Source organism: Variovorax sp. F042 (assembly GCF_057814215.1).
This window is the reverse complement of record NZ_JBVASX010000015.1, coordinates 1-25,230: the sequence shown is the minus strand read 5'-3', so window position 1 is coordinate 25,230 and position 25,230 is coordinate 1. Positions and strand designations below refer to the sequence as shown.

Annotated in this window: 20 protein-coding genes and 2 tRNA genes; 1 reads left to right on the top strand and 21 read right to left on the bottom strand. The window is 63.2% G+C overall.

The window, feature by feature from the left end; translation table 11 throughout:
• Positions 1-5: 5 nt before the first annotated feature.
• Positions 6-587 (bottom strand): hypothetical protein, encoded by a 582-nt coding sequence (locus tag ACZYSP_RS30140; protein ID WP_489018133.1) that lies wholly within the window; start codon positions 585-587, stop codon positions 6-8.
• A 364-nt stretch (positions 588-951) separates the two neighbouring features.
• Positions 952-1,515, bottom strand: coding sequence for a helix-turn-helix domain-containing protein (locus ACZYSP_RS30135; protein WP_489018232.1), 564 nt, complete (start codon positions 1,513-1,515; stop codon positions 952-954).
• A gap of 232 nt (positions 1,516-1,747) precedes the next feature.
• Between ACZYSP_RS30135 and ACZYSP_RS30130 the strand changes: the two genes are divergently transcribed.
• Positions 1,748-2,101: a helix-turn-helix domain-containing protein gene (locus ACZYSP_RS30130; RefSeq protein WP_489018131.1), complete on the top strand. Its 354-nt coding sequence runs from the start codon at positions 1,748-1,750 to the stop codon at positions 2,099-2,101.
• 405 nt (positions 2,102-2,506) lie between these two features.
• Here ACZYSP_RS30130 and ACZYSP_RS30125 read toward each other — a convergent pair whose 3' ends face one another.
• The 19 genes from ACZYSP_RS30125 to ACZYSP_RS30035 all read right to left on the bottom strand — a co-directional run.
• Entirely contained in the window at positions 2,507-4,036 is a 1,530-nt protein-coding gene (locus ACZYSP_RS30125) for a Fic family protein (protein ID WP_489018129.1), read from the bottom strand.
• 307 nt (positions 4,037-4,343) lie between these two features.
• Entirely contained in the window at positions 4,344-5,420 is a 1,077-nt protein-coding gene (gene darG / locus ACZYSP_RS30120) for a type II toxin-antitoxin system antitoxin DNA ADP-ribosyl glycohydrolase DarG (protein WP_489018127.1), read from the bottom strand.
• Positions 5,417-6,070 (bottom strand): type II toxin-antitoxin system toxin DNA ADP-ribosyl transferase DarT, encoded by a 654-nt coding sequence (gene darT, locus ACZYSP_RS30115; protein ID WP_057596621.1) that lies wholly within the window; start codon positions 6,068-6,070, stop codon positions 5,417-5,419. Before darT ends, darG begins: the two co-directional genes overlap by 4 nt.
• Before the next feature lie 656 nt (positions 6,071-6,726).
• Positions 6,727-6,802, bottom strand: a tRNA-Phe gene (locus ACZYSP_RS30110).
• 23 nt (positions 6,803-6,825) lie between these two features.
• On the bottom strand, positions 6,826-7,527 hold the full coding sequence (locus tag ACZYSP_RS30105) for a response regulator (RefSeq protein ID WP_435474213.1): 702 nt from the start codon (positions 7,525-7,527) through the stop codon (positions 6,826-6,828).
• Between the two features lie 92 nt (positions 7,528-7,619).
• Positions 7,620-9,950, bottom strand: coding sequence for a sensor histidine kinase (locus ACZYSP_RS30100; RefSeq protein ID WP_093057186.1), 2,331 nt, complete (start codon positions 9,948-9,950; stop codon positions 7,620-7,622).
• On the bottom strand, positions 9,947-10,522 hold the full coding sequence (locus ACZYSP_RS30095; RefSeq protein ID WP_371127394.1) for a DUF4390 domain-containing protein: 576 nt from the start codon (positions 10,520-10,522) through the stop codon (positions 9,947-9,949). Before ACZYSP_RS30095 ends, ACZYSP_RS30100 begins: the two co-directional genes overlap by 4 nt.
• 46 nt (positions 10,523-10,568) lie before the next feature.
• The gene (gene rsmB, locus ACZYSP_RS30090) at positions 10,569-11,957 is read right to left on the bottom strand and encodes a 16S rRNA (cytosine(967)-C(5))-methyltransferase RsmB (RefSeq protein ID WP_489018124.1); all 1,389 of its coding nucleotides are present in this window, start codon (positions 11,955-11,957) and stop codon (positions 10,569-10,571) included.
• 80 nt (positions 11,958-12,037) lie between these two features.
• Positions 12,038-12,646, bottom strand: a complete 609-nt coding sequence (locus ACZYSP_RS30085; protein ID WP_354337042.1) for a LemA family protein — start codon at positions 12,644-12,646, stop codon at positions 12,038-12,040.
• 102 nt (positions 12,647-12,748) lie between these two features.
• The gene (rpoC, locus tag ACZYSP_RS30080; RefSeq protein WP_093057183.1) at positions 12,749-16,984 is read right to left on the bottom strand and encodes a DNA-directed RNA polymerase subunit beta'; all 4,236 of its coding nucleotides are present in this window, start codon (positions 16,982-16,984) and stop codon (positions 12,749-12,751) included.
• A 21-nt stretch (positions 16,985-17,005) separates the two neighbouring features.
• On the bottom strand, positions 17,006-21,130 hold the full coding sequence (gene rpoB / locus ACZYSP_RS30075) for a DNA-directed RNA polymerase subunit beta (protein WP_093057182.1): 4,125 nt from the start codon (positions 21,128-21,130) through the stop codon (positions 17,006-17,008).
• 294 nt (positions 21,131-21,424) lie between these two features.
• Positions 21,425-21,799: a 50S ribosomal protein L7/L12 gene (gene rplL, locus ACZYSP_RS30070; RefSeq protein WP_093057181.1), complete on the bottom strand. Its 375-nt coding sequence runs from the start codon at positions 21,797-21,799 to the stop codon at positions 21,425-21,427.
• A gap of 43 nt (positions 21,800-21,842) precedes the next feature.
• Positions 21,843-22,379 (bottom strand): 50S ribosomal protein L10, encoded by a 537-nt coding sequence (rplJ, locus tag ACZYSP_RS30065; protein WP_093057180.1) that lies wholly within the window; start codon positions 22,377-22,379, stop codon positions 21,843-21,845.
• Between the two features lie 245 nt (positions 22,380-22,624).
• The gene (gene rplA / locus ACZYSP_RS30060; RefSeq protein WP_093057179.1) at positions 22,625-23,323 is read right to left on the bottom strand and encodes a 50S ribosomal protein L1; all 699 of its coding nucleotides are present in this window, start codon (positions 23,321-23,323) and stop codon (positions 22,625-22,627) included.
• Entirely contained in the window at positions 23,324-23,755 is a 432-nt protein-coding gene (gene rplK / locus ACZYSP_RS30055; RefSeq protein ID WP_007831051.1) for a 50S ribosomal protein L11, read from the bottom strand.
• Between the two features lie 143 nt (positions 23,756-23,898).
• A complete protein-coding gene (nusG, locus tag ACZYSP_RS30050) occupies positions 23,899-24,519 on the bottom strand; it encodes a transcription termination/antitermination protein NusG (protein WP_256217011.1) in 621 nt (206 codons plus the stop codon).
• A complete protein-coding gene (gene secE / locus ACZYSP_RS30045) occupies positions 24,520-24,903 on the bottom strand; it encodes a preprotein translocase subunit SecE (RefSeq protein ID WP_093057178.1) in 384 nt (127 codons plus the stop codon).
• Positions 24,904-25,007: 104 nt separating this feature from the next.
• A tRNA-Trp gene (locus ACZYSP_RS30040) sits at positions 25,008-25,083 on the bottom strand.
• A gap of 21 nt (positions 25,084-25,104) precedes the next feature.
• Positions 25,105-25,230: EF-Tu C-terminal domain-related protein (locus ACZYSP_RS30035; protein ID WP_489018229.1), on the bottom strand; the 126-nt coding region annotated here is incomplete at its 5' end.

The following is a 25,230-nucleotide window of genomic DNA, read 5'->3' as shown; positions in this document are numbered from 1 at the left end:
CCTGCTTAGGCACTGCCCGTCTCCCTGCCGGTCTCCCAGCTGATGAGGTTCCGGCGCACGACGGCCGCTGTGGCTTCGCGTACCACCTCGACTTCCCGCCGTGCCAGCGTGATCGCATCGCCCAGGTCCGACGCCATCGGCTGCGCCAAAGTGTTCGGCATGCCGAACCTTCGAAGCTGCCGCCCGAGCGCGGCCAGCTGCGCGCAGGTCACTCGGAGCTGATCCAGCTCTTTCGGAGGCAGCACCGCCGAGCGCCGAACATGGTTGTGGACCAGCATGGTCAGGTAACTGCTGGTCTTCATCTCACGAGCATCGGCCCGCTTTGCGGCCAGCATCCGGTCGCCGGGACGAAGTCGCAGTGTGATGAGATCCGTTACGCCAAGGCCACTCTCTGAATCGCATGCGGACCGTTGTCCATCCGACCCGAGCGGGATTGTGCCATTGGTCTTGAGCACTTCGTCGACCACCTTCGCAAGCAGATCCGACGCGCTGAGCTGATGACGCGCGGCCAGCGCTGCAAACCGCGCCCTCGTATCGGACGGCAACCGGGTACTGATCACGCAGCTTGATTGGGAGGTTTTGGCCATTGCAACGCCGTTGAGTAAACAATGTCTGAGGGCAGACTAGGCCTGCCCTCAACACCGCGCAAGGACTTTGCTCTCGAAATTTCAACGTCCCCCTGCAATTGCCACTTCCAGACTGCTCACGCTTAGTCATTCATTCCGTTCACGCAGAGCCTCCCACCCGGCCGCCTCACAAGTTTCCTGGCCCATTCATCAAATAAGAAGACCCCACTGTTGATAGCCGTTCAAAGCTTCCTCAATGTTCGGCATGCCGAACATTGAGGAAAGGATGAGTGGAAGGGGAATACGGCGCATAGCGAATACGTGAGCAATCAATCGGCGGAGCATCCGCGTCGCTCCACAACACGGCAGCGCCGCCGCGAGCAGCCTACTCGCGCAGCGTGAAAACCACCGAGAGGTACGAAACAGGCCCCGAATGAATGGTATCGATGCCATGCAGCGCAGTCGCATCGAACAGCAGCGAGTCCCCTGCCCCCACCTCGACCGTCTTGCCAGCGTAGCGGTAGGTGACCTCCCCGGACAGGAAGTACAGGAACTTCAGGCCCGGGTGCTGGAAGGTCACGTAGGGGTCGGCGCCGGGCAGCAGCGTGACCATGTAGGGCTCGATGAACAGGTTGCCCGACAGCAAGTGGCCCAGCAGCTCGTAGCGGTAGTCCGCCACCGCGCCGATGCGGTCGACAAGGACACCACGTCCAGCGCGCACGTGGCAGAAATCCGTGCGGCGCGCCTGGTCGCTGAAGAAGCGCGACGTCGGCACATGAAGCCCCTGCGCGAGGCGCTCCAGGGTCTCCACCGAAGGCGAGACCAGCCCGCGCTCGATGCGCGAGAGCATCGAGGAGGAAATCCCCGAGGCCTGCGCCAGCGTGCCGCCGGACACACCAGCCGCCATGCGAAGCGCCCTCACCTGCGCACCGATGCGTGCCGCCGACAGGCTGCGTACGACAGGTGCGGGCTGCCGAGGCCGGACACGCGTCACCGAGACCGGCAACCGCAGCGGGCGGGCCGTTGGCAGAGGTGAAGCAAGTTGTCTATGGGACATCATGAATCTCGCACATGGAACAGTCGACCTGCATTTATGTGGCCCCTCGGGAACGAGGCTCGCCACACAATAACTCGTCATATACTTTGTAGCCTTATGCCATTCTATATGGGGCAATCATGCGGTGCCAAGTCGTCGCGCCAACCCCATTCCGCCACCCGACTTTCCGCGTGCTTTTCGAACAGCGCGGGTCGCTGTAGGCATCTCGCAGGAAGCTTTCGACACGGTGTCGTCGCGGACTTACGTCAGCATCATCGAGAGAGGCGTGAACGCCCCCACGTTGACGAAGATCGATGCTTTGGTTCGAGTCCTGGGCCTGCACCCCTTGACTGTGCTTACGCTCGCCTACGCAAGTTCGCCATCTTCCGAAGAAACCAGCAAGGTTCAGGAGCGGGTGGCAGCCGAAATCGCCAGCCTTGGGTTGGCAGAGTTCTCCCAGAACTCGTTGCCCAGAGGCAAGACGCGCAGTCCGAAATGAAAAGTTCGGGCCAAAGGTCCGGTGCAGGTCAAGCAGTGCATGCGTATCCACGCGGCGCGATCGCGTCCTTGATGTTGACGTAGCCCAGCAGCGTCGCCATACCTCGCTCCACAAACCACTGCTCGCGCGAGATACCCTATCCGCTCCTTTGTGTCATAGCCCAACGCGCGCAATGCACTGTTGACAGTGTTGTCGCTCATATAGCGCGTCTTCTCGGAGCGCTTCGCCATGCTGCGGAAGATTGCAGTTCCCACAGACGTCCGATTGCGTCGGCTTAGCGTGCACGCACCTTCTCAGTCGAACTTACTCAATCGAGGGATGCGTTAGAGCGGCTCCACGATGTTTGCTCTTGGCCGAGAAAAGGCCGACCGCCGCGACCTTTGGAAGCGCCGGCAGCGTCAGCGCTTAGCGGGGCACGCCGTCACGGTCGGTGTTGTTTGTCGCGCCATCAGATTCGTCGAGGGCATCAGTGAGAACTTCTCGGGCCTTGTCCTCGATCACATCGAAGATCTCAGGCGCGACCTCATCGGCGTAGCGCTTTCGCTTTTTGTTGGAGATCGTACCGTCGTTGTTCAGCGCAATCGACACCAGCGTTGCCAGCGTCGAACCACGCAGGTCGTACTGGTCGTCAATCTGTTTGCGCACCGCGTCGAAATGAACGATGAAGTTCGTCTCGTTGCGCAACTCCACCTCCAGTGCTTCGCGCGCCATGCTCAAGCCGAATTCCACACAGCGCGTGGCATCCCAGAACCGAAAGATCGTGTCGTCACACTTGAAGGTGAATTCAAAGTCGCCCTCGCCGGCCGCTCTGGCATTGACCAGCGCGCGCGCGGGACGGGAGAAGTCCTGTAGGACGCTTAGATACTGTGCCTCGTGGCGCTTCATGGCTACCGAAACCGGGAGGAGCATGCCGTCGGGCAATTGACCGGACTGGCATAGGACCTTGTGAAAGAGAAAGCGGGAAAGACGTCCGTTGCCATCCATGAATGGGTGCAAGTAAACAAAACCGAACGAGGCAATGCTGGCGGCCATCAGTGGATCCAGAAGCTTCGCGGTGTCGTTGGCGAAACGTGACCACGCATCCATCAGCCCCGGCAGATCATCAGGCCGCGGAGGCACGAAGGTCACGCCCAGCGCACCGCGGCCGCCGTCGCTCAGCCAGTTTTGCTCTGTCCGGTATTGAACCGCCTGGTTGTAAGGATTGGAGACGATCGAGGCCTGCAACTCCACCAGATACGACTCGTCAAGGGAGCGCGGCTCGTGCGCCTGACGCAGCAGGCGAATGAATGTGCGCGCCTTGTCTTCCGACGGCGCTTCTTTCTCTATCGCGTAGCTGTCTTGGGTCTCGTGCAGATAAGCCCAGGTCAACGTGCGATCAAGGAGTTCGCGGTTGAGCGAGGTGACGAATTCACGAGTTGCCCCCAGCACATCAAAGTCCAGCGCATCCTTTATCGCCGGCGTGCGCTCCACTGTGACGCAGTAGTCCCAGGTTCCGAGGCCGTTGAAGTTGACTCGCCATCGCGAGTCGCGGTCGGTGCCGCCTGTGTAGTAACGACCCTCGTCGAACAAGTCAACATAGCCCGCGGTGACGACCGGCTGGGCCACCACCTGGTTACCAGTGAAGTGTTCCCACGTGCTGCAGAGCATTCGCACGTATTGTCCATTCGGAGTCGCGGCAAGCGCCGCGGCCAGGTCGGCGCCGGCGAGGTGCTTGGATGCGCCTGCAAGCACCTGCAGGTTCACTCCCTCATGCTTGAGGGCGAAGAGCAAGTGCGCTACCAGGTCGCCGTCGGCCGGCGCCATGGCGGCCGGCACGCCAAGTGCTTCCGCCGATGACATGATGCGCGTGACCGGTTTGACCAGAGCGGGTCGGCTCACTTCGAAGATGGGCAGGTCCAAGCTTGACCGCACGTATTCGTAGCCCACGTAGGCCATTCTTTTCCTAAGTGTTACAAGATTTCTTGCATTTTAGGGCCTGGATCTCGGAATTTTGTCATTTCCCTGACGCTTGGCGCAGCGCGTCCACTCATCCGGCACGATTGAACCCTGGACGAAATCGATCTGATGGCTGTACATGTGCGACATCTTCGTCATCTCAAGAGGCTTTCATCGTGAGAAGACCTATAGATTGAAGTTTCGCACTCTCGACGTAGCACAAAAAATGCATCCTGAACGGACAGCGGCTTTATGCGACCAAGAACGAACGTCCGCCGGCAACCAGATTGGCCGCCATGACATAAGGTTAAGCGTTCAGTGCCGACGGTTGGCCAGGTGCCAACCGTTCTAGAGCGATACCCAAGGCGCGGTCGTCGAACAGCTTGTTCTTGCGGATGGCTGCATCAGGGCCACCACGCCAGTGGCGCAGTCCTTCTCGCACACTAGGGACTGTTGGCGCCACGTTCTCCTTTGCTAACAACCAGTCCACCGTGGCCAGCAACTCCATGCCGAAAGGCGATTCGAAACCATCGATCAAAGCTGCAGTGGCTTCTAACGCCGACGCGTACTCCTTGGCCTCGACCTTCAGATAGGCTTGGACAAAGGCCTTGCGCTCATCGTCGAACCAAATGACATCCAACGGATCCGCATCGCCGATTCGCTTGTCGCAGTGCAGATAGCTGCCATCCAGGCCTTCCAACAGATGGCGAAGCCGATCAGCGTAGGGGCCATACTTGTGCGATGCGAAGCGCAAATCCAGCGGTTTCTGGCCCGCGCGCTCGATGCTGCGCTCAAGAAACCACGCCAGTTTCTGAATCTCCAGCAGGCTGCACTCCATGCCAAGCACCCAGTAGCGGCGCACCAGTTCGGCGATGAGGGCACGGGCCGGGGTCAGCTTCTCGACGCCGGTACGCTTGGCCACGTTCTGGTACTTCTGGGTCGGTTCGAACACCAAGATCTCGGTGTCCAAATCGGCGAGCGCAGCCTCGATCTGCGGGCGAACGTCATTCCAGTCCAATCCACCATTGCCGGCCCCCAGCGGTGGGATGGCGATGGATTTGACCTTGCTCTCGATCAGAAAGCGGCGCAGATCCTGCAGCCCATCAGTGATCCACTCCATGCGTGAGTCACCGCGCCAGTGCTGCTTGGTGGGGAAGTTGATGATCCAGCGCGGGCCGTCCAGTTCGTTGACCTCGGTGACGAACATCTTGCCCGTACGTATTTCCTTGGCCTTGCAGGCGGCGGCGTAGCGACGGAAGTTTTCGGCAAAGCGCTCCTTGAACATCAACGCGATGCCCTTACCCATCACACCAACGGTGTTGACGGTATTGACCAGCGCCTCGGCGCGAGCCTCCAACAGATTGCCTTGTGTGAACGTGATCATTCGAAATACCACCCTCGGCGAGCGTACACCGGCAGTTGCAAGCGACGCTCCTGAAGTTGCTTCTCAATATTCAACTTCATCTCCTGCGTGTAGCACACGATGCCGCGCAGACCAGAAACCGGCAAGTGCCGATGAATCAGAGCCTCGGCTTGGTACCGCTCGAACTTGGCCGGATCCTCTGGATCTCGCCGGAAATCGCGAGCCTGAAGGATGGGCCAGTCAATTTTATCCAGATCAGCCAAATCAGAATAGAAGTTCGCCCATTGATAGTAGGCGTGGCTGTCAGTAAACAGGAAAGGCCACCCTTGCGCGGCAACGTGATGCAGACTGGAAACGAGAATTGTGATCTCCTCGTTGGCGCGCTTCCGGATACCGCCCCACCCGGTGTGAATGTTGCGCAGCATCGGCGAGAACGGCGTGAAGTAGAACGGCACGTAGTCGTTCAGAAATCCACCCGGCGGTAGTCGCACGGGGTGGTTGGCACGCTTGTCGATCAGTTCCTGATTTCCGATGCTTACCCAAGCAGGAGCCTGCACGCCGCCATTGCCGCAGTGCAAGCCGTTGTCCAGAATCCATGGCAGGTTATCGCGATGCACGATGCGCCAAATCAGCGCCTTCGCCGAATTCAGATTGTCCTTGTAGTCAGCCATGCCGCGCCACCGGCTCTACGCCGAGCCAAATTGAGCGAGGCCAACCCAAAGGCCAGCCTCTTCCAACGGCAAGGCGATTGCGATCCTCAGAGCGGCGGATATCAACGACGCAACGCTTCATTTCAGGTGAACAGATGGCCGGGGAGATGTTCAAGATTTATTTGCCAGTGTGGCACATGGGCCGCGAAGACTCGATGTTCCGGTCGCCGTGCCTCCAACCAACGTGCTTGAAGGAGCACTCACTAGCCAGCCCACTCCCGGGGGCCCTCGCTAACCACATCAATGATGCGGACTTGGCGAAACGCTCTGGAAGGCCTCATCAAACGTGAGCCGATCTAGGTAGACACGCAAGTCGTCGCTGCGGGCCAACCTGCCATGAGCGGAACCCACGCCCCATAGCAGCCCCTGACCCAGTGATTGCCGCCAAGACTCAAATGAGCAGCGAAATCTCGATTCTCATCCGCTGTATCACTCGGCGCTCCCGAGTCCGCTCGGCCATCTTGTAGGCTCGATAGCCGTGCTCGTTCGCCTTGCTCCGTAGAAACGCGTTGCTTTGCGTTGATCCAGTTTGCCTACATGGTGCCTACACGCCGCCAAAAAGCAAAAAGCCCAACCTGCGAAGGTTGGGCTATCTACTTGATCCCAAAGGGAAAATTTGGTGGCCTGGGGCGGAATCGAACCACCGACACGCGGATTTTCAATCCGCTGCTCTACCAACTGAGCTACCGGGCCATGCATTTGTGTGCAGCCTCAAATTATACAGCGCTTCTGCGCCCTCTTGAAAGATCGACCCCAAGTTGTTTGAGCTTGCGGTACAGGTGGGTACGTTCGAGACCGGTTTTCTCGGCGACGCGGGTCATCGAACCGTTCTCCATCGCGAGGTGAAACTCGAAGTACGCCTTCTCGAAACCATCGCGCGCGTCGCGCAGAGGGCGGTCGAGGTCGAAGCTCTGGGTCGATTGCGGGCCGGCGTCGACCACGGGCACGGAAGCGAGCGAGGCCATCAGCAGGCTGTCGCCTGTCGTCGTGATGGCGGCCGCCTGGTTGCCGCTGACCGGCGCGGGCACCACGCCTGCCGCGGCGCGGCGTGCGCTCTCGCGCGCCAGGCCCTGCTCCACTGCCTTGAGCAGCTTCTGCATGGTGATGGGCTTTTCGAGGAAGGCGAAGGCGCCGATGCGCGTGGCGTCGACCGCGGTGTCGATGGTGGCGTGGCCGCTCATCATGATGACGGGCATGCTCAGCAGGCCCGCGGTGGACCACTCCTTGAGCAGCGTGACGCCGTCGGTGTCGGGCATCCAGATGTCGAGCAGCACGAGATCGGGCCGTGCGCGCTGGCGCGCAGCGCGGGCTTCGGCTGCGTTTTCCGCGAGCTCCACGTTGTGGCCTTCGTCATTGAGAATTTCGAAGAGCAGGTCCCGGATGCCCAGCTCGTCATCGACCACGAGAATGTTTGCCATGAGTGCTGCTTGTTGTTTGCGCTGGTGTCTGCAATGTATTGAGGGTCCGCTGGCCCATCCATCGCCTGTGCGACGACGGATATTCGTACGGCTCAGGCGGCGGAAGACTTCGAATCTTCGGTGTGAGCGACCGCTGCCCGCGGCTCGCCTGCCAGCGCGAATGATAGCGAGACTTGTGCCCCTGCTACAGCCCCATCGACGACGCGGTTGGAAAGCTCGATGCGCGCGCCGTGTTCGTCCGCGATTTTCTTCACGACGGCAAGGCCCAAACCAGTACCTTTTGTTTTCGTGGTTACGTAGGGTTCGAAGGCGCGCTTCAAAATATTTTCGGCAAAACCCGGGCCACTGTCCTGCACTGTCAGGCGCACGCGCTGCCCCGAATCGCCGAGCCGCGTGCGGATGACGACCTCGCCCGCCTTGCCCGTGCCGCTGGCGGCAGCTTCGGCGGCGTCCTGCGCGTTCTGCAACAGGTTGTGTATGACCTGGCGGATCTGCTGCGCGTCGCCGCGGATGGGCGGGCAGCGCTCGTCGAGCTCGGAGCGCAGCGTGATCGGCAGGCTCTCGGCGTTGTAGAGCTGGAGCACGTCGGTCAGCAAGGCGTTGAGGTCCACCGGCTTGAGGTCGGCCGCGGGCAGGCGCGCGTAGTCGCGGAATTCGTTCACCAGCCGCTTCATCGCATCGACCTGGTCGACGATGGTCTTCACCGACTTCACGAGCACGGCCTGTTCGGGCGGCGGGACCTTGCCCGAGAGCTTCATCTCGAGCCGCTCGGCCGAGAGCTGGATGGGCGTGAGCGGATTCTTGATCTCGTGCGCGAGGCGGCGCGCCACTTCGCCCCAGGCCTGCGCGCGCTGGGCCGAGACGATTTCGGAGATGTCGTCGAACACCAGCAGCCGCGCGGCGCCGGGCAGTTCCGCGCCGCGCGCGACGATGTTGATGGCGCCGTCCTGCTGCGGCAGGTCGGTGCCGGAGGCGTGCAGCTCGAAGGCGTGCTGCCAGTGGTCGAGGCCGTGCTGCATGCGCTCGACGAGAAAGTCGTCGAACTGCTGCTGCACCTTGGCGCCAAACTCGGCCAGGCCCGGCACATCGACGAGCGCCCGGCCCTCGTAGGCCGCGAGCGGCGCGCGCAGCACGCGGGTCGCGCCAGGATTGGTGGACAACACGGTGCCCTTGGCGTCGAGCACGATCACGCCCGATGTCAGGTTGTCGAGAATGGTCTGCAGGTTGGCGCGCGCAGCGTCGAGCTGGCCCATGGTCTTCTCGACCGCGCCGCGGGCGTCGGCCAGTTGCTGCGTCATGACGGCGAACGAGCGCGTGAGGCCGCCGAGTTCGTCCTTGCCCTGCAGCACGGCGGTGGGCCGCAGGTCGCCGGCCGCCACCTGGCGCACGCCGTCTGCCAGCACGAGCAGCGGCCGCGCGAGCTGGTTGCCGAACAGCACGGCCAGCAGCACCGCACCGAACACGGCGAGGAACAGGCTCAGCGTGAGCGTGCCGATGTACATGCGACGCAGGCCCTCGCGCGCGAGCGCCCGCTCCTGGTATTCGCGGTTGGCCTCCTGCACGGCGAGCGCGTTGGCGACCACGGCCGGCGGCAGCGGCCGCGTGACCTGCAGATAGCGCGGCGCGGTGTCGAAGTCGAAGCCCGGCCTTTGCACCATGGCGAGCGCACGCACGCTCGCGACTGGCGGGGTTGCGCCCGGCGCGGCTGTTTCGTCCAGCCCCTCGACGTGCGCGACGGCGCGCTCGGGGCGGACCTGGCGGAACTGCTGCACGGTTGGCCGCTCGGGGTTGAGCTGAAAACGCGAGGAGCCGGCGCTGGCCACGAGTTGCCCGTTGCCGGTCCACAGGATCACGTCGGTGGCCTCGAGCTGATCGCGGATGCGTTCCAGCACCAGGCCCGCGCTCGTGTCGGGCACTTGCGCCAGTTGCGCGCTGGCGCTGCGCGTCTTGGCAGCGAGGTCGTCGGACAGCGAATCGAGCGTGGCGCGCCCGAGGTTCAGGCCGGCATCGAGCGCACCCTCGACCTTGACGTCGAACCAGCTCTCGATGGAGCGCGCAACAAACTGATAAGACACCACGTAGACCAGCGCCCCGGGCACCACGCCCACCAGCGCGAAGATGGCCGCCAGCTTGATGAGCAATCGGCTGCCGAACTTGCCCTGCCGCAGCCGCCGCAGCAGGCGGAAGGCAACCCAGCCGATCACCAGCACCAGCAGCACCGCCACCACGACGTTGATGCCGAACAGGCGCACGTAGTAGCGCTCGTACAGTGCGCGGTTGTTGGTGGCCTGCGCCAGCAGGAACATCAGCACCAGGCCGATGGCCGTGACCAGCGCGGCGCCGACACCAATGGCCCAGCGCGTGGCCCGCGCGCGGCGCGCGGCCGGCGTGGCCGCTGCGCCGCTGCGCCCGGAAGTGCTCACTTCTGCTTCTCCAGAGGGAGCTTTGCCGTGCGTTCGGCGGCGATGTTCCAGTCGGCCTGCCCGACCACGCCGATCTGGAACGGGCGCGGCAGCTGCGAGGTGTCGAGCCGGAAGCGGAAAGTGACCTGGTGCTGCGGGTCGTCGCCGATCTCGGCCACATCGCCCAGCCGCAAGCGGCCGATACGCTTGATGGCGTCGAGCGCATCGCCGAGGGTGTCGAAGTTCTGGTTCAGCGAGATGCCCAGGCCGGCCGCGCCGGTCATCGGCGCCGCCGACACATTGAGTCGCCAGCGCCGCGTGAGCGGCTGGTAGGCCAGCCGCATGTGGCGAGCGACCTGGGCGACCTTGCGATCGGTCCAGTACCAGCGCTCCTGGTAGAGCTCGGCCTCGGCCACGAAATAGATGGCGATGCCCTTGTCGAGCACCTCCTCCACCAGCGAGGGCAGCTCGAACTGCACGGCCGCGCTGAAGTAGACGCCGTCGTCGGACTGCTCGAGGCGCATCTGGGTGATCGACGTGCCGTTGCGGCCCTGGGCGGCCGCCGGGGCCGGCAGCAGCAAGACCATCCACATTGCCCAGGCCCAGAGCAGGACGGCCAGCAAGGCCGGCCAGCGCCGTTCAGTGCGGGCGCTTCTCAAGCAGGGCGTAGAAGAAACCGTCGTGGTCACCAGAGGGATTGTCCGGGACGCCACGGGCATTCGACCCGCTTTGGGGCAGCAAATGGCCTGGCGATGGCAGCAATCGTGCGTCGGTGTTGTGTACAAGAAACGCATCAATTTGTTGCGAACCCTCTTCGCGGAACACGGAGCAGGTGCAGTAAAGGAGCCGGCCGCCGGGCCGCACCAGCGGCCAGAGCGCGGCCAGGAGAGCGGCCTGCTGGGCTGCGAGCTGGGCGGTGTCGCTCTCGCGGCGCAGCCAGCGCACATCAGGATGGCGTCGCACGATGCCCGAGGCCGTGCATGGTGCGTCGAGCAGGATGGCGTCGAAGGGCGTGCCGTCCCACCATTGGTCCGGACGCCCCGCGTCGGCGACGAGCACCTTGGCCTTGAGGCCGATGCGGGCCAGGGTTTCGTCGATGCGGCGGCTGCGGACGGCATCGACTTCCAGGGCTGTCACGTCGATAACGCCGGGGGCCGCCATTTCGAGCAGGTGCGCGGTCTTGCCGCCGGGGGCGGCGCAGGCGTCGAGCACGCGCAGTGGCGCCGCCGCGCCCGGCTTCGTCGGCAAGAGGCCTTCGAGCAGCAGCGGCGCGGCCATCTGCGCGGCGGCGTCCTGCACCGAGCAGGCGCCATCGGCAAAACCGGGCAGCTGCTGCACGGGGCGTGCGCGCGTCAGCTGCAGGCCGCTGGGGCCCACGCGTATCGCACCGAGGCCAACGGCCTCCAGTTCCGCCAGATACGAAGCCACGGTCGATTTCTGAGCGTTGACCCGCAGCGTCATCGGCGCCTGCGCGTTGTCGGCGCCCAGCACCCGCTGCCAGTCGCGCGGATGGTCGCGCTTGAGGCGCTCGATCCACCAGCGCGGGTGGTTCCATTGCGCGACGGGTTCGGTGTCGGTGGCGGCCACGAGCTCGTCACGTTCGCGCAAGAAGCGCCGCAGACAGGCATTGATGAAGCTGGCCTGCGCCCGCGTGGCCGGGTTGCGCTTGGCGGCCTCGACGGCCTGGTCGACCAGCGTGAAAGGTTCGTAGGGTGCACGCTCGCTGTCCCACGCCAGCGCCAGCGCGGTGCACAGCAGGGCATCGGGCAGCGGCGGCGGCGTGCGCTTGGCCAGGTGGCGACGCAGCGCCTCGGCGCGGCCGAGCCAGCGCAGCACCTGGAAGCCGAGCGCCTGCACGCCGGGGCGCAGCGAAGGCTCGACCGCCTCGAAGGCAACCGAGCCCGAGGTGCCGGCGCGAATCGACGCCAGCGCCACCGCGGTCAGTTGCAGTTGGCGCCAGAGCGGGGGCTGCAGCGACGGCGCACCGTTGTTGCTGCTGGAGGAAGGATCGGAAGGTAGTTCTGACAAGTTGGGGCGATGGTAACGGGCGACCGTAAAGCCGGACGCCGTGCAATGGAAAGAAGAAAGAGCCGCGCCGGGCGCCGAACTCAGAGCAGCGGAGCGGCTGGACGCAGACGCACGGCCCATGCCACCAGCAACGCCGGAAACTGCGCGATCGCAGCGTTGTAGTGCCCCACCGCCTGGTTGAACTGGCTGCGCGCGATCTCCGCCGCGGCCGAAGGCTCGGGCCACGCGATCGGCTCGATGGCGCTGGGCACCGCGGCCTCGGTCCCGGGCTGAAGTTGCGCTGGCCGCGACAGCGTGCCGTCGGCGTCGAACACCGTCACATCGTCCGGGTGCTGGCGTCGCCACGCATTGATCCACACCTGCAGCGCAGTGGCCAGCGCGGCCATGACGCCGGTGTCCAGCGGGTGCAGCCGGGTCGCGCCGAGCAGGGTCGCGAGCTGGGTGGTCGCGGCCTGCAATGGCGCGATGGACGACAGCGACTCACCCGTTGGCGACGCCTCCACCGGTGGCGCAGCGGTGATGCTGGCCTGCACGAAGTCGAGCTGCTTGCCCAGGGCCGCATCGAGCAGGCCGTAGGCCTGCAGCACGGCCGCGCGCAAACGCACCAGCCGGTTGTAGGCACCGACAAACCAGAACAGCAGGACCGCGATCACGATCCAGCTGGTCAGCGATTCGGGCAATACGCTCATCGACGACAACGCCTCATCATTGAAAACACAAAGAAAAACGCCCCCCAACCGGAGGCGGTCGGGGGGCGTGGTGTACCGGTCATGGCCGGTGATGCTACCGAGTTATTCGGTCGCGGCGCCTTCGCTGGCGTCAGCCGTGCTGGCCGCTGCATCGCTGTCGGCGGAGCCTGCCAGTTCGGCAGCTTCCGATTCGGCGATGGCGCGGCGCTCGGCTTCGTCCATGGCGTCCTTGACCTTGCGGGCCTGGTGGTAAGCCATGCCGGTGCCTGCGGGGATCAGGCGACCGACGATGACGTTTTCCTTCAGGCCGCGCAGTTCGTCGCGCTTGCCCATGATCGCGGCTTCGGTCAGCACGCGCGTCGTTTCCTGGAACGAAGCAGCCGAGATGAACGAGTCGGTCGACAGCGACGCCTTCGTGATACCCAGCAGCAGGTTGGTGAACGTCGCGGGGATCTTGCCGTCGGCGCGCAGGGCGTCGTTGGTGTTGAGCATTTCGCTGCGTTCGACCTGTTCGCCGGAGATGTAGCTCGTGTCGCCGATGTTGTCGACCACGACGCGGCGCAGCATCTGGCGAACGATCACCTCGATGTGCTTGTCGTTGATCTTCACACCCTGCAGGCGGTACACGTCCTGCACTTCGTCCACGATGTAGCGCGCCAGTTCTTCCGAACCCAGCAGGCGCAGGATGTCCTGCGGGTCCGCCGGGCCGTCGACCACGGATTCACCCTTGTTCACCACCTGGCCTTCGTGCACCAGGATGTTCTTTTCCTTCGGCACGAGGTCTTCCCAGACCGTGCCTTCCGGATCGGTGATCTGCAGGCGGATCTTGCCCTTCGTTTCCTTGCCGAACGACACGGTGCCGGTCATTTCGGCCAGCATGCCCTTGTCCTTCGGCGAACGGGCTTCGAACAGCTCGGCAACGCGCGGCAGACCGCCGGTGATGTCGCGGGTCTTCTGGCCTTCGACCGGAATACGCGCCAGCACTTCGCCGGGGCCCACGTCCTGACCGTCACGGATCTGGACCAGTGCGCCGATCGGGAAGCCGATCGTCACCGAGTGGTCGGTGCCCGGGATCTTCACTTCGGCGCCGGAGGCGTCGATGAGCTTCACCTGCGGGCGCACGACCTTGGCAGCGCCGCGGCGCTTCGGGTCGATCACGACCAGGGTCGACAGACCGGTCACTTCGTCCACCTGCTTGGCAACCGTGAGGCCTTCCTCAACGTTTTCGAACTGCGTCTTGCCGGCGAACTCGGTAATGATCGGGCGCGTCAGCGGATCCCAGTTGGCAAGCACGTGGCCGGCCTTGATCTGCTGGTCGGCCTTGACCGTCAGGGTCGCGCCGTACGGCACCTTGTGGCGTTCGCGCTCACGGCCGTGCTCGTCATGAATGACGATCTCGCCCGAACGCGAAATCACGACCAGCTCGCCCTTGCTGTTGGTCACGTAGCGCATCGTGGCGTTGAAGCCGATCGAGCCGTTCGACTTGGCTTCCACGCTCGAAGCGATGGCAGCGCGCGAAGCGGCACCACCGATGTGGAAGGTACGCATCGTCAGCTGCGTGCCGGGTTCGCCGATGGACTGAGCGGCGATCACACCGACGGCTTCGCCGATGTTGATCAGGCCGCCGCGGCCCAGGTCGCGGCCGTAGCAGGTCGCGCAGATGCCGAAGCGGGTTTCGCAGGTCAGCGCGGTGCGGACCTTGACCTCGTCGACGCCTTGCGCTTCCAGCGCTTCGATGTTGTCTTCGTCGAACATCTCGCCGGCCTTCAGCAGCACCGAACGGTTTTCCGGGTGCAGCACGTCGTCCGCAGCCGAGCGGCCGAGGATACGGTCGCGCAGCGACTCGATCACTTCACCGCCTTCGACGATGGCGCGCATCAGGTAGCCGCCGTGCGTGCCGCAGTCCTGCTCGGTCACGACCAGGTCTTGCGTCACGTCGACCAGACGACGGGTCAGGTAGCCCGAGTTCGCCGTCTTCAGCGCCGTGTCGGCCAGACCCTTACGGGCACCGTGGGTGGAGATGAAGTACTCCAGCACGTTCAGGCCTTCGCGGAAGTTCGCGGTAATGGGCGTCTCGATGATCGAGCCGTCCGGCTTGGCCATCAGGCCCCGCATACCGGCCACCTGGCGAATCTGGGCCGCGGAACCGCGGGCGCCCGAGTCGGCCATCATGTAGATCGAGTTGAAGGACTCCTGCTCGACTTCCTTGCCGTGGCGGTCGATGACGCGTTGCTTCGACAGCTTGGCCATCATGACCTTCGACACTTCGTCGCCGGCCTTGCCCCAGATGTCCACCACCTTGTTGTAGCGTTCGCCGGAGGTCACCAGACCCGACACGTACTGCTGCTCGATCTCCTTCACTTCCTTGGCGGAGCGCTCGATGATGCCGTGCTTCTCGGCGGGCACCAGCATGTCGTCGATGGCGATCGAGATGCCGGCCTTGGTCGCCAGACGGAAGCCGTTTTGCAGCAGCTTGTCGGCGAACACGACGGTCTCTTTCAGGCCGCACTTGCGGAACGAGACGTTGATGAGCTTGGAGATTTCCTTCTTCTTCAGCGCCTTGTTGATGTTCGAGAACGGCAGGCCCTTCGGCAGGATCTCGGACAGCAGGGCACGGCCCACGGTGGTGTCCACGAGCGAGGTCGACGGCGTGAATTCGCCGGTTTCCTTGTTCTTGGTGTATTCCGTGATGCGCACTGCCACCTTGGCGGTGAGTTCGACTTCGTTGGCGTCGAGCGCGCGCTGCACTTCACCGATGTCGGAGAAGATCAGGCCCTCGCCCTTGCCGTTGATGCGGTCGCGGGTCGTGTAGTACAGACCCAGCACCACGTCCTGCGAAGGAACGATCGACGGTTCGCCCGAAGCCGGGAACAGCACGTTGTTGGAGGCCAGCATCAGCGTGCGGGCTTCCATTTGCGCTTCCACCGACAGCGGCACGTGAACAGCCATCTGGTCGCCGTCGAAGTCGGCGTTGAATGCCGCGCAGACGAGCGGGTGCAGCTGGATGGCCTTGCCTTCGATCAGGATCGGTTCGAAGGCCTGGATGCCCAGACGGTGCAGCGTAGGAGCGCGGTTCAGCATGACCGGGTGCTCCTTGATGACCTCTTCCAGGATGTCCCAGACCACCGGCGTGCCCGATTCGACTTCCTTCTTGGCAGCCTTGATCGTCGTCGCGATGCCCATGGCTTCGAGGCGCGAGAAGATGAAGGGCTTGAACAGCTCGAGCGCCATCAGCTTCGGCAGGCCGCACTGGTGCAGCTTGAGCGTCGGGCCCACCACGATGACCGAACGGCCCGAGTAGTCGACGCGCTTGCCCAGCAGATTCTGGCGGAAGCGGCCGCTCTTGCCCTTGATCATGTCGGCCAGCGACTTCAGCGCGCGCTTGTTGGCGCCCGTCATGGCCTTGCCACGGCGGCCGTTGTCCAGCAGCGAGTCGACAGCTTCCTGCAGCATCCGCTTTTCGTTGCGCGCGATGATTTCCGGAGCCTTCAGCTCCAGCAGGCGGCGCAGACGCGAATTGCGGTTGATGACGCGGCGATACAGGTCGTTCAGGTCGGAGGTCGCGAAGCGGCCGCCGTCCAGCGGCACCAGCGGACGCAGGTCCGGCGGCAGCACGGGCAGCACGTCGAGCACCATCCACTCGGGCTTGATGCCCGACTTGCGGAAGGCTTCCAGCACCTTCAGGCGCTTGGAGTTCTTCTTGACCTTGACTTCGGAGCCGGTCAGGTCGCCGCGCAGGCGTTCGATCTCGCTGTCGAGTTCGATGCCTTCGAGCAGATCCTTGATGCCTTCGGCGCCCATCTTGGCGACGAATTCGTCACCGTATTCCTTGCGCTTCGCGTCGTAGTCGTCCTCGGACATGATGCCGAACTTCTTCAGCGGGGTCATGCCGGGGTCGGTGATCACGTAGGCTTCGAAGTACAGCACGCGTTCGATGTCGCGCAGCGTCATGTCGAGCACGAGGCCCAGGCGCGACGGCAGCGACTTCAGGAACCAGATGTGGGCGCAGGGCGCGGCCAGGTCGATGTGACCCATGCGCTCGCGACGCACCTTGGTCTGCGTGACTTCAACGCCGCACTTCTCGCAGATCACGCCGCGGTGCTTCAGGCGCTTGTACTTGCCGCACAGGCACTCGTAGTCCTTGATGGGGCCGAAGATCTTGGCGCAGAAGAGACCGTCGCGCTCGGGCTTGAACGTGCGGTAGTTGATCGTCTCGGGCTTCTTCACCTCGCCGAAAGACCACGAACGGATCTTCTCGGGCGAAGCCATGCCGATCTTGATGGCATCGAAATGCTCATCAGGCGTGAATTGCTTGAACAGGTCGAGTAGCGATTTCATAAGACTCTTTCCCTTTTCAAATTAAGAACGCTCGAGCTCGATGTCGAGGCCCAGCGAACGAATTTCCTTGACCAGCACGTTGAACGATTCCGGCATGCCGGCTTCGATCGAGTGCTCGCCCTTGACGATGCTTTCGTACACCTTGGTACGGCCTTGCACGTCGTCGGACTTCACGGTCAGCATTTCCTGCAGGACGTAGGCGGCGCCGTAAGCTTCCAGCGCCCACACTTCCATTTCCCCGAAACGCTGGCCGCCGAACTGCGCCTTGCCGCCCAGCGGTTGCTGCGTGACGAGCGAGTACGGGCCGGTGGAACGCGCGTGCATCTTGTCGTCGACCAGGTGATGCAGCTTCAGGAAGTGCATGTAGCCGACGGTGACGGGACGCTCGAACTGGTCGCCGGTGCGGCCGTCGAACAGGTACGCCTGCGTGCGCGTATCGGTCAGGCCCTTGAGCTTGGCGATGTCGTCCGGGTAGGCGAGCTTCAGCATGCCGCGGATTTCTTCTTCCGAAGCACCGTCGAACACAGGCGTCGCGAAGGTCGCGCCGTTCTGCAGGTTCGCTGCCATTTCGAGCAGTTCGGTGTCGTTCAGCGAGCTGATGTTTTCCTGGCGGCCCGAGCCGTTGTACAGCTGCTCCATGAACTTGCGCAGCTCGGCCACCTTGGCCTCTTGCTGCAGCAGGTCACCGATGCGCTGGCCGATGCCCTTGCCGGCCCAGCCCAGATGCACCTCGAGCACCTGGCCCACGTTCATCCGCGAAGGCACGCCCAGCGGGTTCAGGCAGATGTCGCACGGCGTGCCGTCGGCCATGTGGGGCATGTCTTCGACCGGAACGATCTTCGACACCACACCCTTGTTGCCGTGGCGGCCGGCCATCTTGTCGCCGGGTTGCAGGCGGCGCTTGACGGCCAGGTAGACCTTGACCATCTTGAGCACGCCCGCGGGCAGCTCGTCGCCCTGCGTGAGCTTCTTGCGCTTTTCTTCGAACGCGAGGTCGAAGCTGTGGCGCGTCTGCTCCAGCGAGTTCTTGATCGACTCGAGCTGCGAAGCCACTTCGTCTTCCGCCGGGCGGATGTCGAACCAGTGGAACTTCTCTACCGACGACAGGTAGGCCTTGTCGAGTTTCGTGCCCTTGGCCAGCTTGTTCGGGCCGCCGTTGGCGACCTTGCCGGTCAGCAGCTTCTCGATACGATCGAACGCGTCGGCTTCGACGATGCGAAGCTGGTCGTTCAGGTCGAGGCGGAAGCGCTTGAGCTCGTCGTCGATGATCTGCTGGGCGCGCTTGTCGCGCGTGATGCCTTCGCGGGTGAACACCTGCACGTCGATCACGGTGCCTTGCGAGCCCTGATCCACACGCAGCGAAGTGTCCTTCACGTCGGAAGCCTTCTCGCCGAAGATGGCGCGAAGCAGCTTCTCTTCAGGCGTCAGCGTGGTCTCGCCCTTCGGCGTGACCTTGCCCACCAGCGTGTCGCCCGGCTGCACTTCGGCGCCGACATAAATGATGCCGGATTCGTCGAGGCGGTTGAGCTGCTGCTCGGCCAGGTTCGGGATGTCGCGCGTGATTTCTTCTGCGCCCAGCTTCGTGTCGCGAGCCATCACCACCAGTTCCTCGATGTGGATCGAGGTGTAGCGGTCTTCTGCGACGACGCGTTCCGAGATCAGGATCGAGTCTTCGAAGTTGTAGCCGTTCCACGGCATGAACGCGATCAGCATGTTCTGGCCGAGGGCCAGTTCGCCGAGGTCGGTCGATGCGCCGTCGGCCACCACGTCGCCCTTGGCGATCTTGTCGCCGCGCTTGACGATGGGGCGCTGGTGGATGTTGGTGTTCTGGTTCGAACGCTGATACTTGATCAGGTTGTAGATGTCCACACCGACTTCACCGGCAGCCGCTTCGGCGTCGTTCACGCGCACCACGACACGGGTCGCATCGACGTAGTCGACGATACCGCCGCGGGTGGCCGTGACCACGGTGCCGGAGTCGACCGCGGAGACGCGCTCGATACCGGTACCGACCATCGGCTTCTCGGGGCGCAGCACAGGCACGGCCTGGCGCTGCATGTTGGCGCCCATCAACGCGCGGTTCGCGTCGTCGTGCTCGAGGAACGGCACGAGCGATGCGGCCACCGACACGATCTGCGCGGGCGACACGTCCATGTACTGGATGCGTTCGGCACCGACCAGGATCGATTCGCCGGCTTCACGCGCCGAGACCAGGTCGCCGGTCAGCTTGCCGTCCTTGTCCAGGGCCGCGTTGGCCTGGGCGATGACGTACTTGCCTTCCTCGATGGCCGACAGGTAGTCGATGTCCATCGTGACCTTGCTGTCGATCACGCGACGGTACGGCGTCTCGATGAAACCGTATTCGTTCAGGCGGGCGTACAGGGCCAGCGAGTTGATCAGGCCGATGTTCGGGCCTTCAGGCGTTTCGATCGGGCACACGCGGCCGTAGTGGGTCACGTGCACGTCGCGCACTTCGAAGCCTGCACGTTCACGCGTCAGACCACCCGGGCCAAGGGCCGACACGCGGCGCTTGTGGGTGATTTCGGACAGCGGGTTCGTCTGGTCCATGAACTGCGACAGCTGCGAGGCACCGAAGAATTCCTTCAGCGCGGCCGAGATCGGCTTGCTGTTGATCAGGTCGTGCGGCATCAGCGGCTCTTGTTCCGCTTGACCCAGACGTTCCTTCACGGCCTTCTCGATACGTGCCAGGCCGGTGCGGTACTGGTTTTCGGCCAGCTCGCCGACGCAACGCACGCGGCGGTTGCCCAGGTGGTCGATGTCGTCGACTTCGCCGTTGCCGTTGCGCAGGTCAACGAGGATCTTGACCACGGCCAGGATGTCTTCGTTGGTCAGCACCATCGGGCCGGTCGATTCGTCGCGGCCGACCTTGGCGTTGAACTTCATGCGGCCGACGCGCGACAGGTCGTACGTGTCCGGGTTGTAGAACAGGCGCTGGAACAGGGCCTGCACGGCGTCTTCCGTCGGCGGCTCGCCGGGGCGCATCATGCGGTAGATGGCCACGCGCGCAGCGAATTCGTCCACGGTTTCGTCGATGCGCAGGGTCTGCGAGATGTACGCGCCCTGATCGAGTTCGTTCGTGTAGATCACCTGCACGTCTTGCACGCCGGCCGTGCGCAGCTTCTTCAGCAGCGCTTCGGTCAGCTCGTCGTTGGCCTTGGCCAGGATTTCGCCGGAGTCGGCGTCGACGATGTTGCGGGCGATCACGCGGCCGATCAGGAAGTCTTCCGGCACGCTGATGTGCGTGGTGCCGCCCTGCTCGAGCTCACGCGTGTGGCGCGCGGTAACGCGCTTGTCCTTGGCGACCACGACCTTGCCCGACTTGTCGGTGATGTCGAAGCGCGCGACTTCGCCGCGCAGGCGCTCGGAGACGAACTCCATCTGCGCGCCGCTGTCCATCAGGCGGAAGTTGTCGTTCACGAAGAAGTTCGCGAGGATCGATTCCGGGTTCAGGCCGATGGCCTTCAGCAGGATCGTGACCGGCATCTTGCGGCGACGGTCCACGCGGAAGTACAGCATGTCCTTCGGGTCGAACTCGAAGTCGAGCCACGAACCGCGGTAGGGAATCACGCGGGCCGAGAACAGCAGCTTGCCCGAGCTGTGCGTCTTGCCCTTGTCGTGTTCGAAGAACACGCCCGGCGAACGGTGCAGCTGCGACACGATCACGCGCTCGGTGCCGTTGATGATGAACGAACCCTTTTCGGTCATGAGCGGCACTTCGCCCATGTAGACCTCTTGTTCCTTCACTTCCTTGACCACCTTCGACTGCGAAGTCGACGACTCGCGGTCATAGATGATGAGCTGGACCTTGGCGCGCACGGCCGAGGCGAAGGTCAGACCACGGGTCTGGCACTCACGCACGTCGAACGCCGGCTTCGCCAGGTTGTACTCGAGGAACTTCATCTCGACGAAACCGTTGTGCGAGACGATCGGGAAGGCGGCGTCGAACGCGGCCTGCAGGCCCTCGACGGTGCGTTGTTTCGGGGGAATGCCGGCTTGCAGGAACGCGGTGTACGCGTCTTTCTGCATCTGCAGCAGGTAGGGAATTTCGACGACGCTGTCGCGATTGCCGAAACTTTTTCGGATGCGCTTGCGTTCGGTGTAACTGTACGCGGACGATTGGGCCATGAGAGCTCCGGTGCTTGAGATCTTCAGCGACTTGTCAGCAGTGCCGAGGCACCACTGCTTGGCGGCTGGCCACTACCAGCCGTTGGCGGACAGCGATGCGTTGCACATCGCCCGAACCAAGGGGTCTTCTGCAGTCGGGGTCAGAAGACACTCAAAAAACGTCTCGTCTTGGCTTTTCCGTCGACCTGAAGGTCTCCGGGAAAACCGGCAACGAGCCGGCTTTTGGGTGCGCTCTGAAAGCGGCAAAGGCTGGAGGGCCTTTTCAGGCGCCTCCAGCCCTCCAGGGGGTCTGAATTACTTCAGTTCCACCTTGGCGCCGGCTTCTTCCAGCTTCTTCTTGGCAGCGTCAGCGTCAGCCTTCGACAGGCCTTCCTTGACAGCCTTGGGAGCGGCTTCCACCAGATCCTTGGCTTCCTTGAGGCCCAGGCCGGTGATTTCGCGCACAGCCTTGATGACCGACACCTTGTTCGCGCCGACATCAGCCAGCACGACATTGAATTCGGTCTTTTCTTCGACCACAGCAGCGGCTGCGCCACCACCAGCGGCCGGAGCCGACATTGCAGCGGCGCTCACGCCGAACTTCTCTTCGATGGCTTTCACCAGGTCGTTGAGTTCCAGGACCGTCATGCTGTCGAGCGCGGTCAGAAATGCGTCTTTATCGAATGCCATTTTTGTTTCCTAACAATTGGGTTGAATATTTCAAACGCGAGGCTCAGGCGGCCTGCGCTTCTGCCGGTGCATCGGCAACGGGTGCAGCTTCGCCACCACCGCGCTTCTCGGCCAGCGCCGCGAGCACGCGGGCGGTACGAGAGATCGGGGATTGCATCAAGCCCAGCAATTGCGCCAGCAGCACTTCCTTCGAAGGGATGTTGGCCAGTTGCTTCACGCCGTCGACGTCCAGGGCCTTGCCACCGAAGGCGCCGCCGCGAATGACCAGCTTGTCGTTGGTCTTCGCGAAATCGGCCACCACCTTGGCGGCGGCCACAGCGTCTTCGGAGAAGCCGTAGATCAGCGGACCGGTCATCTGGTCGCCAACAATCTCAAACGGGCTACCAGCGACAGCACGGCGGGCCAGGGTGTTCTTCAGAACACTCAGGCTCACACCCTTGCTGCGCGCTTCGTTGCGCAGTTTGGTCATATCGGCCACCGTGATGCCACGGTATTCCGCCATCACGAGCGTTTGAGCTTTTGCGGCGAGGCTGGTCACATCACTGATGACCGCTTCTTTCTCACTGCGATTCAGACTCAAGGTCTACTCCTTTTAATGCGATCTTCGGCCGGGGCCTGGGATCGCGCTTCATGCAGCGACCAACTGTTTCGGAACAAAAATCAAATTCCTTGCAGCGGGATCGCCATCTGCGCTGATTGCCTGACGGAAAGGTCCGGCGATTAAGTGCAGCACCCTGCACACCAGCGGTCTTGGATGGCCCGCGGCAACCGAAGCTGCCGCGACCCACCACATTCGCCCCACCCTTTCGGGCGGAGCAAATCTCTTTAGCTCGCCGAGATGGTTTGCGTGTCCACGCGGACACCCAGACCCATGGTCGACGACACAGCCACCTTGCGCAGGTACACGCCCTTGCTGGTCGCGGGCTTGGCCTTGACCAGAGCATCGATCAGCGCTGCGAGGTTGCCCTGCAGCTTGTCGTTGTCGAACGAGCGACGGCCGATCGTGCCGTGCACGATGCCGGCCTTGTCGACGCGGAACTGAACCTGGCCAGCCTTGGCGTTCTTCACGGCCGTAGCGACGTCCGGGGTCACCGTGCCAACCTTCGGGTTAGGCATCAGGCCGCGCGGGCCGAGGATCTGGCCGAGCGTACCGACGACGCGCATGGCGTCCGGTGCGGCGATCACGACGTCGAAAGGCATGTCGCCAGCCTTGACCATGGCAGCCAGGTCGTCCATGCCGACGATGTCGGCGCCGGCGGCCTTGGCTTCTTCAGCCTTGGCGCCTTGGGCGAACACGGCGACGCGCTTGGTCTTGCCGGTGCCGTTGGGCAGCACGACGGCGCCACGCACGACCTGGTCCGACTTCTTCGCATCGATGCCGAGTTGCACGGCCACGTCGATCGATTCATCGAACTTGGCGGTGGCGGCTTCCTTGACGATGGTGATCGCGTCAACCAGCGGGTACAGCTTGTTGCTGTCGACCTTGCCTTCGAGCGACTTCTGCTTCTTGGTGATCTTGGACATTTACACGCCCTCCACATTCACGCCCATCGAGCGGGCCGAGCCGGCGATGGTACGAACTGCTGCGTCGAGGTCGGCGGCAGTCAGGTCCTTCATCTTGGCCTTGGCAATTTCTTCGAGCTGAGCGCGCGTGATCTTGCCGACCTTGTCGGTGTGCGGACGGGCCGAGCCCTTTTCCAGCTTGATGGCCTTCTTGATCAAGGTGATCGCCGGGGGCGTCTTGATGATGAAGGTGAAGCTCTTGTCAGCGAACGCGGTGATGACCACCGGCAGCGGCAGACCCGGCTCGACGCCTTGGGTTTGCGCGTTGAACGCCTTGCAGAACTCCATGATGTTCAGACCGCGCTGACCGAGTGCGGGACCGATCGGCGGGGACGGGTTGGCCTTACCAGCTGGCACTTGCAGCTTGATGAAGCCGACGATTTTTTTCGCCATGCTATTTGCTCCTTGCGGGTGATATCGCCTTGGCTTGCGGCCGCGGCTCCCCGGGGTTAAACGACTCTTCGATCAAGGCCGCGCGCCGAGTCGGACAACGCGCAGCCGGAAACAGTAACGCCGACCCGAAGGCCGGCGGGGCGTCAGGTCTTCTCGACCTGGCTGAATTCGAGTTCCACAGGTGTCGCGCGGCCGAAAATCATGACCGACACGCTGACCTTGCTCTTCTCGTAGTTGACTTCTTCGACGGTGCCGTTGAAGTCGGTGAACGGGCCTTCCTTGACGCGCACGAATTCGCCAACGGTGAACTCGACCTTGTGGCGCGGCTTCTCGGTGCCCTGCTGCATCTGGCTGACGATGTCCTCGACCTCTTTCTGCGAGATCGGGGCCGGACGGTTCTTGGCGCCGCCCACGAAACCCGTCACCTTGTTGGTGTGCTTCACCAGGTGCCAGCTTTCGTCGTCCATGATCATTTCGACCAGCACGTAGCCCGGGAAGAAACGGCGCTCGGTGGTGCGCTTCTGGCCGTTCTTGATTTCGACCACCTCTTCGGTCGGAACCAGGATGCGGCCGAACTTGTCCTGCATGCCGGCGCGATTGATGCGCTCGGTGATGTTGCGCTCGACGGCCTTCTCCATGCCCGAATAGGCATGCACCACATACCAACGCAGATCTGGGTTGGCGGCGGGAGCCAGCACCGAGGTGTTTTCTTCCTCTGGCGCGCCCGGCGTGGTTTCAACTGCATTCACTGGATCAGCGGTCATTTATTTTCTCCAGCCCAGAATGAGGTCGAAAAACACCCATTCGAGCGTCTTGTCGGTGAGCCAGAGGAAGACGGACATGATCGCCACGAAGGCGAACACATAAGCCGTCATCTGCATCGCTTCCTTGCGGGTCGGCCAGACGACCTTCTTGACCTCGCGCCACGAGTCGCGGCCGAAGGCCCACAACTGACGGCCATTCTCCGAACTGCCGAAGGCAGCCACCGCTGCGGCCAAGCCGACCAGCAGCGCAGCCCATTGCACCAGCGAGCCTTGGCGCGACAGCAGATAGAACGCCACGATGGCGCCCACTGCCAGCACGACAGCCACGGCCAGTTTGGCCTTGTCGGCGCCGGTGCTCACGGTTTCGATTTGAGAAGTGGCCATGTTTGGCTGATTTCCTGTGGCCCTGAGGCCTTCAATTCAATGCGTCTCTTGAGACGCCGAAGCCCGTCGGGACGCGACGGGCTTTTTTCGGAGTGCCACCTAAGTGGCAGGGGCAGTAGGAATCGAACCTACAACCTTCGGTTTTGGAGACCGACGCTCTGCCAATTGAGCTATACCCCTCCGGTACTCTTTGCGCCCGACTTAGATGTCGAGGATCTTGGCCACGACGCCCGAACCCACGGTACGGCCGCCTTCACGGATGGCGAAGCGCAGGCCTTCTTCCATCGCGATCGGGTTGATCAGCTTGACGGTGATGCTGACGTTGTC